This is a genomic window from Streptomyces sp. NPDC020362 (genome assembly GCF_040642095.1).
GTDB lineage: Bacteria > Actinomycetota > Actinomycetes > Streptomycetales > Streptomycetaceae > Streptomyces.
This window is the reverse complement of the sequence record NZ_JBFAET010000049.1, coordinates 44,618-53,455: the sequence shown is the minus strand read 5'-3', so window position 1 is coordinate 53,455 and position 8,838 is coordinate 44,618. Positions and strand designations below refer to the sequence as shown.

The following is an 8,838-nucleotide window of genomic DNA, read 5'->3' as shown; positions in this document are numbered from 1 at the left end:
GCCCTGAGCACCCGGGCGGTCGCCCTGCGCGCCGAGGGGCCGGTGCCGATGCGGTCACCCGGGCCAGGACGGGCGCCGCCACGGCGCCCGGCGGAGGCCCGCCGGAGCCGTACCGGCCCGACACCGGTCCGCGCGTCCGGGTCAACCAGGTCGCCTACCTGCCCGCCGGTCCGAAGAACGCCACCCTCGTCACCGCCACCACCACCCCGCTGCCCTGGCAGCTGAAGGACGCCGGCGGACGGACGGTCGCCCACGGCCGGACCGTACCGCGCGGCACCGACGCCTCCTCCGGACAGAACGTCCACTCGATCGACTTCGGTGCCTTCCAGGGGCGCGGCACGGACTTCACCCTGACCGCGGACGGGGAGAGCAGCCGCCCGTTCGACATCGCGTCCGGCGCCTACAGCCGGCTCGGCCTGGACTCGCTGAAGTACTACTACACCCAGCGCAGCGGCACCGCGATCCGCGACGACCTCCGCCCGGGCTACGGCAGGCCCGCCGGCCATCTGAACGCCGCCCCCAACCAGGGCGACGCGCACGTGCCCTGCCGACCGGGCCTGTGCGACTACACGCTGGACGTCACCGGCGGCTGGTACGACGCCGGAGACCACGGCAAGTACGTCGTCAACGGCGGCATCTCCACCTGGGAGCTGCTGAGCACCTACGAGCGGTCCCTGCTCGCCCGCACCGGCGAGCCCGCCCGCCTCGGCGACGGCAGCCTCGACCTGCCCGAGAGCGGCAACAACGTGCCCGACATCCTCGACGAGGCCCGCTGGGAGCTGGAGTTCCTGCTGAAGATGCAGGTACCCGACGGCCGGCCGCTCGCCGGCATGGCGCACAGCAAGGTGCACGACGCCCAGTGGACCGGCCTGCCGCTGCTGCCCGGCGACGACCCGCAGAAGCGGGAACTGCACGCCCCGACCACCCAGGCCACCCTCAACCTGGCGGCGACGGCAGCCCAGGCCGCCCGCCTGTACCTGCCCTACGACCGGGCGTTCGCGGCACGCGCCCTGACCGCCGCCCGCACGGCATGGCAGGCCGCCCTCGCCCACCCGCGGATGTACCCCGACCCGGACGACGGCACCGGCGGCGGCGCCTACGCCGACGACGACGCGTCCGACGAGTTCTACTGGGCGGCCGCGGAGCTGTATCTCACCACGGGGGAGCGGCAGTTCGCGGACCACGTCCTCACGTCGCCCGTCCACACGGCGGACGTCTTCGGACCCCTCGGCTTCGACTGGGGCCGCACGGCGGCGGCCGGCCGACTCGATCTCGCCACCGTGCCCAGCGGGCTGCCCGGCCGGGACGAGGTCCGCCGCTCGGTGACCGAGGCGGCCGACACCTACCTGGCCACGGCCGCGTCCCAGCCCTACGGCATGCCGTACGCACCCGGCGGCAACGTCTACGACTGGGGCTCCAACGCCCAGGTCCTCAACAACGCGCACGTCATCGCCACCGCCTACGACCTCACCGGCAGTCCCCGGTACCGCGACGGCGCACTGGAGAGCATGGACTACATCCTCGGCCGCAACGCGTTGAACATCTCGTACGTCACCGGCTACGGCGAGGTCGCTTCCCACCATCAGCACAGCCGTTGGTACGCCCGCGAACTCGACCCGAACCTCCCGGACCCGCCCAGGGGCACACTCGCCGGGGGCCCGAACTCCGGCATCCAGGACCCGTACGCCCAGAGCAGACTGCAGGGCTGCACGGGCCAGTTCTGCTACATCGACGACATCCAGTCCTGGTCCACCAACGAGACGGCCGTCAACTGGAACGCGGCGCTGGCCTGGATGGCCTCGTTCGCGGCGGACCAGGGTCAGGGCCCGTCCGCGCAGCGGAGCGGCCGGAGTCGTGGGCCGGCCGAGCCGTCATGGCGCGGAAGTGCTGCGCCCTGCCTGCCCGTTGCCGTACCGGGAGAAGGCCCGGTGGGAGACGCCGTGGCGGGGGCCGCTCACCCGGGCGGCACCGCCATGTGTTCCAAAGCCTTGCGAGCGGCGAGACAGCCCGCAATTCTGAACGCCGGCTCGTGGGAGCCCATCGTCAGGGCGCGGGCTCGCCGCAGCACCACCCTGGTGGCGACCACGACACCGTGCTCGGCCAGACTCAACTGCTCCCTGATGCCCGCGGCGGCCGCGGCGAAGAAGAGCGGCAGATCCGCGGCGGGTTCGTAGTCCACCGTCAGCCCCTTGGCCACGTCGAAGGCGAAGCCCTGGGCCGCGGGCTCGAAATCCACCACGATCTCCGCGAAGTGCGGCGCGCAGTTCTGCCTCTGATGCAGCACACGCACGCCACGGATCGGATACGGGGGAAACCGGGACGGCGCTGACGTCATACCGCAACGCTACCGCTCCCCGGTTTCCTCGCACCGCCGGAAAGGCCGACCTTCAGCAGTCGGGTGCCGGGGCGAGGCGTCCGGGTGCCGCCGGGCCGTCCCGAGCCGGCGCACGGTGGATCGGGCACCCTCGCATCGGAGCCGGGGAGCCTGCTGCAGGACGCCAGGACGTTGCTCACACGCACTGGCTCCTCGCGACAACCGACGGTTTGATGCCTGAATCACCACAGCCACGCCGGAGCCTGATCGGACAACCGGTCCTCGGCGAGCCACAACGATTGGTTGGGCGCGCCTAAGATGAACCAGTGGACACCGAGGCATTGCGATCGTTCGTCCGGGCAGCCGAGTTCGGACAGTTCCAGCATGCGGCCGATGAGCTGGGCGTGACACAGCAGGCGGTCTCCAAGCGGATCGCCGGCCTGGAGCGCGAGCTGGAAGTCCGTCTGTTCACACGTACGGCCCGAGGGGTTGAGCTGACGCTCGATGGCCAGGCGTTCCTCCCCCACGCGCGGAGCATCGTCGCGGGCGTCGAGCGCGCCGTCACCGCGGTGAGGCCGGGCTCCCGGGCCCTTCGGATCGACGTTCTCGGCCTGCGCAGCGCGCAGGCCGTTGTTCTGCACGACTACTGGCGGTCCCATCCCGAAACCAATCTCGACGTGGTGACCCTCAGGGTCAACGACCCGCGTGTGGCGGTCGCCGCCGTCGAAGCAGGCGATGTCGACGCCTCGTTCCGTACCGTCACCGATCCGGCCGCACTGCCGCCCGAGGTCCAGATGATCCACGCGTTCGACTCCCCGCTGGAACTTCTCGTCGGCCCGAGACATCCGCTCGCCTCCGCGCGAAGACTGACGCCGGCGCAGCTGCGCAAGCACCGGATTTGGGTGCCGGGTATCGCACCCCGGAGTGAATGGGCAGAGTTCTACGATCAGCTCGCCACCGGCTTCGACCTGCGCATCGACGCGGCAGGCCCGCACTTCGGAGACGAAGTACTCCTGGACACCCTTGCGGACTCACGGACGTGGCCACCCTCGTCGGGGTACGCGACCGGTACATGTGGCCGACGAACTACGACCTGCGCCGCATCCCTGTCGTGAATCCGACCCTCGCATACCCGCTCTCGCTCATCCTCCCCAGAGCGAATCCACATCCAGAACTTCGTCGCATCATCACCCACCTCGGAACCCTGCCAAGACTTCCAGAGGCGGTCTGGCGTCCGTCCTGGGCAACGACGCCACAGCGCGGTGACAGCGACGACATCGCGAATGCTCGCAGGTCCTCACCCCGACAACGGTGACTCGATGGGCTCCTGACAGCATCTACCACCAGTGCCTTGGTGAGGCATGAGGCTCTCTCGGGCAAGGTGTGAACAGGGGGACAGGGGCCACGTGTTGGCAGCAACCGTGCACATGGTGCTACACCGCTCAAGTGCGTACGGTCGCGGGGTCCGGGGAGGGTGAGGAATCGGCGTACGTTCCGTGTGCGCCTCGGGTGCCTCGTCCTGTGAACCCGGCTGCCGGGGGACAATCCCGGGAACGGGGGAAGGAGCCGCAGCCCATGCTGTCCGCAGTCTTATGCCGTGCTCTCAGACGTCGCGCCGCGCTGGGGCTGTCCGCGTGGGCGACGGCCGTCGCGCTGACGCTGACTCCCGTGCTGCCGCCAGGAGTAGCGGCGGCCCAGTCCGCGGCGGCCGCCGACACCGCCGCCCGGGGCACGCCGAAGAAGCCGCCCGCGCAAAAGCCCCGGGGCAAGCAGATCACCAAGTGGTTCCAGGACCCCGTCGGCAACCTGGCCTACCAGGCGCGCAAGACCGCCGGGCTGGACCGGGCCTACGGCCGCAACCTGGCCATCGGGTTCGTGGACATCACCGGCCTGGACAACGCGGACACCACCGGCTACCGCGTGGTCGAGGCCGAGGAGCTGAAGCAGAACGACCCCGCGCTGTACAAGTCGCTCGGCCTTGCCAAACGTCCGCAGGTCGAGCGGTTCGTGATCGTTCCCACCTTCAACAACCCCTCCACCGGAGACGTCGACGGGGCGCACTCCGAAATCCGTTTCTTCTCACAGGAGCTGCTGTACATGGGGGTGACGGACCCCGCTCGTACGTTCCTCCTGTACTCCGACCTGTCGCCGTGCGACGGATGCGCGCCGAAGATCCCGGCGAACACCGAAGTGCGCTGGATGACCAAGCAGGGGGAGGGCTCGTACCAACGCAGGGAGCGCATCCTCAACGCCGCCGCAGCCGCGGACCACGAGGCGAACATGACGGACGCCGACCGCGAGCGCAACGCCAAGGCGGTGGCGCGCACACGGCAGCAGACGCTGGAGAAGCGGGCACGCGAAGCGGAACGGCTGGCGAAACTGTGGGGGAAGACGCCGTCGACGGCCTGCGCGACACCGCTCGCGGCGCCGCTCCCGGGAGGCGGGTCCGGTGTCCTGGCACGTGCGGCCCGCTGGTACGTCGTGGCGGCCGACTGCGAGGAGCCGGACGAAAAGGCCGCTGTACGGGCCGCCCCGAGCGGACTGGGCCGCGCACTGGCCGGACCCGTCGCCCAGGCACCCGGCGGCATCGACTTCTCCGCCCTCCAACTGCGCTACCTCTCCGACCCGGGCGACGGCAGCGGCCTGCAGTACTCCTTCGAGGCCCCCGCCTCCACCACCGGCGGAACCCCACCGACAGCAGGAACGAACGCCGCCCGGCTCAGTTCGGACGCCTTCTTCGTCTGGTTGGAACTGAACCCCTCGACGTTCTGGGTGAACCTCAACCCCACCGAACCCGACCGCATCGTCGACGCCGACATGGGCCGTACGGACGTGGGACGGGTCATGCTCCAGGCTGACCTGCGGCTGAAGAAGGACGTGGGCAGGCTCATCCATCCGGGCACGGAGCTGGGCGAGGAGTACCACGACCGGCTGAAGGGCACCTGCTCGTCGTCACGCGTGTGGATCGTGCCCGACCCGGCCGACGTCCACGTCGACGGTGACAAGCTGTACATCCTCAAGGCACCGCTCAAGGTCAAGATGGAGTCCGAGTACGTCCATCTCCCCAAAGGCCAGAGCGAGTTGGGCAACTGTCCCAAGGAGGACGACTCGACCCGCAGGCACAACGAGTCGCTCTTCCGTGGCCTGATCCTGCCGAAGCTCACCGAGCTCGTGAACATCGACTCGCACTACGCCGACCTGCGCCGCGTCCACCTCTCCCGCGTCGCCGCCCAGTGGTACCGGGACCTCGGCGCCTCCCGGCACACCACCTACCGTGATCTCGTCGATCAAGGCGACATCAACTCCTGGACCACCAGGACCGGTTGGAAGCCCAAGGACACCTTCGACCGGTACGTCAGCTCGTACACGAAGGGTGACTACCACTACACCCGCAGGGAGACCAAGGGGAAGTACATCTACACGTACACCTATGTGTACGGGGGAGTGGACCTCACCTCCGTGCCGCTGCGGAAGATCCCGGACAGCACCTTCGTCGCGCAGTACTCGAAACTGCCGAAGGACATCGACGCTTCCCTGACGCGCCCGGCCGGCGGGGGCGGGGCCGACGGCTCGCTGTGGCTGGGCTCCGGTACTCCGCGCCGGGCGGCAGCAGGCCCTGGCGCATCCGAACGCAACGACAGGCCGGGTGGGTCCGGACGGAACCTGACGACAACGTGGGTGCTGCCGCCGGCCCTGCTGATCCTCCTCGCTGCCGTCCTGTTGTGGCGGCGCCGCCGTCGCCTGTCCACTCCCGGTACGGCAAACCCCTCGCGCCGCTCCTCCGCCGGCACGGGCGCCGACCGGCCCCGTTCGCCCTACGACGACTACCTGTGAACCCGGACTCGACCACGGCTGCCCGGGACGGATACACCGTCCGGGCGTGTCACGGTGACCGACTTGGCGCCCGTGCGTGTGCCGGCGCGTGCTCGGGCAGTTCTCCACCTCGACGATCCCGTCCTGTGTCCGACCGCCGCCGTACACGGACGGGGGGTCGCACGGGTACCGCAGCCCGCCGGGCGCCACTTGGGCGGGCTGCGGTCCGGCTCTGCTGTTGCTTCACCTCGGTTCTGATCGTTCGTGGCGGTTACTTGCGGTATCCGAGGACCGTCATCATGCCGCTCTCCGAGTGGTACTGGTTGTGGCAGTGGAGCATCCACAGGCCGGGGTTGTCGGCGTCGAACTCCGCGACGATCTTGCGGTGGGGGAGGATGATGGCGGTGTCCTTGCGCGTCCCGGCCCCGTCCAGACCGGTCAGCGCGAAGGTGTGGCCGTGCAGGTGCAGCGGGTGCCACATGCTGGTGGCGTTGATGAGGGTGAGCCGCACCCGCTCGCCGGTGCGGACCGGGTGGCGCTCGCGGACGTCGTAGGCCTTGTGGTCGAGGCCCCAGTCGTACCTCTTCATGGTTCCGGTGAGCCTGATGCGCATCTCGCGGTCGGGTTCGCGGTCGTCCAGGGCCACTGAATCGTGGGGCACGAGCCGGCGGGCGGGGACGACCTTCCCGTCCAGTTCGTCCGGGCGGACATTGGCAGGCGGAGCGTTTCTTCCCTTGCTGGTGCGCAGGATCGCGAGGGCCTGACCCTTCTTCCCTTCGGCCAGCGCGACGAAGGGGAAGACGCCGTCCTTGGCGGTGACGAGCACGTCGTAGCGCTCTGCCATGCCGATCAGGAGGGCGTCGGTCTCCTTGTGCTCCACGGGATAGCCGTCGGTGTGCGTGACGGTCATGGCGTGCCCCCCCAGCGCGACACGGAAGGCGGTCTCGGAGCCGGCGTTGATGATGCGCAGCCGGATGCGCTCGCCGGGCTTGCACCGGAACTCCGAGGGATGGGTGGCCACACGGCCGTTGACGAGATAGAGGGGGTAGTTGACGCTGCCCGCCTCCCCGTGGAGCATGCGGCTGTGCGAGCCGTGCAGCACACGGTAGGGGCCGCTCGCCTTGTGGGAGTGCATCGCGTGCGGGCTCGCCGCCCGGCCGGGGCCGGAGCGGCCGCTTTCGGGGCCCATGGCCATGCCGCCCGCCTCCATGCCCGGCTTGAGCTGGGCGAGCACGTTGTCGGGGGTGGAGCCGTCGACGCCGTCGAGCCAGTCGTCCAGGACGAGGATCCATTCCTTGTCGTACTTGAGGGGCTCCTTGGGGTCGTCGACGATGAGGGGCGCGTACAGGCCCCGGTCCGGCTGCATTCCGACATGCGAGTGGAACAGATACGTCCCTGGATGCGCGACGGTGAACCGGTAGGTGAAGTCGGCCCCCGGATCGATGGCCTTCTGGGTCAGGCCCGGAGCGCCGTCCATGTCGCAGCGCAGGCGCACGCCGTGGGAGTGGAGCGTGGTGGTGTCCGGCAGCCGGTTGGCGAGGGTGAGGCTGAGGACGTCACCGGCGGTGACGCGCACGAGCGGCCCGGGCAGCATCTCGTGGTAGGCCCAGGTCCGCACGTGCCGCCCGCCCAGGTCCAGCGTGGACTCGGCGGCGGTCAACCTGAGCATGCGCACCGGACCGGTGCCGCGTCTGCGCTCGGCGGCACGGACCTCCGGACCCGACGGGTCGACATATCCCTTGGGCCCCGGAGGAACGAAGTCCCTCTCGGCGACCGCCATGCCCTCGGGGCCGGAGGGGGCACGGGAGCCGGAGCCGGTGCAGGCAGCCAGGAGTCCCGCACCGGCAGCAGCGATCGGGGCTCGAAGCAGGGTACGCCGCGAAGGTGTGTGCATGTAGGAAATGAGACACGTTTTGGGCTGATATCTGATGGATCTGCGGCGGCGCGTCTGATGATCGGATACTGGAGGCCGTAGGTGCCCCGCCGCTTCAGGCGGCGTCGTGGAACACCAGCCCCAGCGTGCGCCGCCGCCCCGAGCGCACGGTGCTCACCCCATGCCGCATCGCCCCGGCCGACCAGCCTCGGCGCGTCCGGACCGGGCGGTCCCGCGTCGTGAACACCATGCCGTGCCCCTGCCGCAGGCCATTCGCGGTCCCGCGCGACTGGGCCCGTGGCCGCTGTTCCACCATCAGGAACTCGCCGCCGGTGTAGTCCGTGCCGTACGCGTCCAGGGCGATCACCACCTGGAGCGGAAAGACCAGCTCTCCGAACACGTCCCGGTGCAGGGCGTTCCAGTCGCCCGGGCCGTAGCTGAGCAGGATCTGTGCCGACCGGTCCTGGCCGGCCGCGTGGCAGCGCTCCAGCCATGCGTCCAGGGAGTCCGGCCAGGGCGCCGGGCGGCCCAGACGGGCCGCCCAGTCCCGGGCGACGGGCAGCAGGCGCGGGTAGAGAGCGGCGCGCAGCGCGGCCACGGGAGCGGGCAGGTCGTGCGTGAAGTAGCGGTACGCACCCGACCCGAACCGGTGCCGGGCCAGGTCGACGGTGGTGCGGAACAGGTCCGGCTCGTCGTAGAGACCCGCCAGTTCGGCACACTCGCCGGGTGTCAGCAGGGGGCCGGTGGGCGCGCTGCCGAGCTCGTCCAGCCCCGTCGCGAGCGCGGTCCAGTCGGTGCGGGCGGCGCGCCGTCCGGCCTCGGCAGGGGTGAGGTCCAT

General features: G+C 70.3%; 4 protein-coding genes and 1 pseudogene. 3 read left to right on the top strand and 2 right to left on the bottom strand.

Annotated features, from left to right (window positions below):
• The 3 genes and pseudogenes from AB0H32_RS19875 to AB0H32_RS19865 all read left to right on the top strand — a co-directional run.
• Positions 1–2,174 (top strand): glycoside hydrolase family 9 protein (locus tag AB0H32_RS19875; RefSeq protein ID WP_361121908.1); only part of this gene is annotated, 2,174 nt, incomplete at its 5' end.
• Positions 2,175–2,640: 466 nt separating this feature from the next.
• Positions 2,641–3,629 (top strand): annotated as a pseudogene (locus tag AB0H32_RS19870) (LysR family transcriptional regulator).
• A gap of 260 nt (positions 3,630–3,889) precedes the next feature.
• A complete protein-coding gene (locus tag AB0H32_RS19865) occupies positions 3,890–6,148 on the top strand; it encodes a hypothetical protein (RefSeq protein WP_361121905.1) in 2,259 nt (752 codons plus the stop codon).
• Positions 6,149–6,398: 250 nt separating this feature from the next.
• Here the strand turns inward: AB0H32_RS19865 and AB0H32_RS19860 are convergent, their stop codons facing one another.
• Together AB0H32_RS19860 and AB0H32_RS19855 are read right to left on the bottom strand one after the other, a co-directional pair.
• Positions 6,399–8,021, bottom strand: coding sequence for a multicopper oxidase family protein (locus AB0H32_RS19860; RefSeq protein WP_361121902.1), 1,623 nt, complete (start codon positions 8,019–8,021; stop codon positions 6,399–6,401).
• 94 nt (positions 8,022–8,115) lie between these two features.
• The gene (locus AB0H32_RS19855) at positions 8,116–8,838 is read right to left on the bottom strand and encodes a 2OG-Fe(II) oxygenase (RefSeq protein WP_361121899.1); all 723 of its coding nucleotides are present in this window, start codon (positions 8,836–8,838) and stop codon (positions 8,116–8,118) included.

Excerpts from the sequence above, each read along its gene's own strand:
- AB0H32_RS19865 (WP_361121905.1), top strand. The coding sequence starts at position 3,890 with ATGCTGTCCGCAGTCTTATGCCGTGCTCTCAGACGTCGCGCCGCGCTG.
- AB0H32_RS19860 (WP_361121902.1), bottom strand. The coding sequence starts at position 8,021 with ATGCACACACCTTCGCGGCGTACCCTGCTTCGAGCCCCGATCGCTGCT.
- AB0H32_RS19855 (WP_361121899.1), bottom strand. The coding sequence starts at position 8,838 with ATGGACCTCACCCCTGCCGAGGCCGGACGGCGCGCCGCCCGCACCGAC.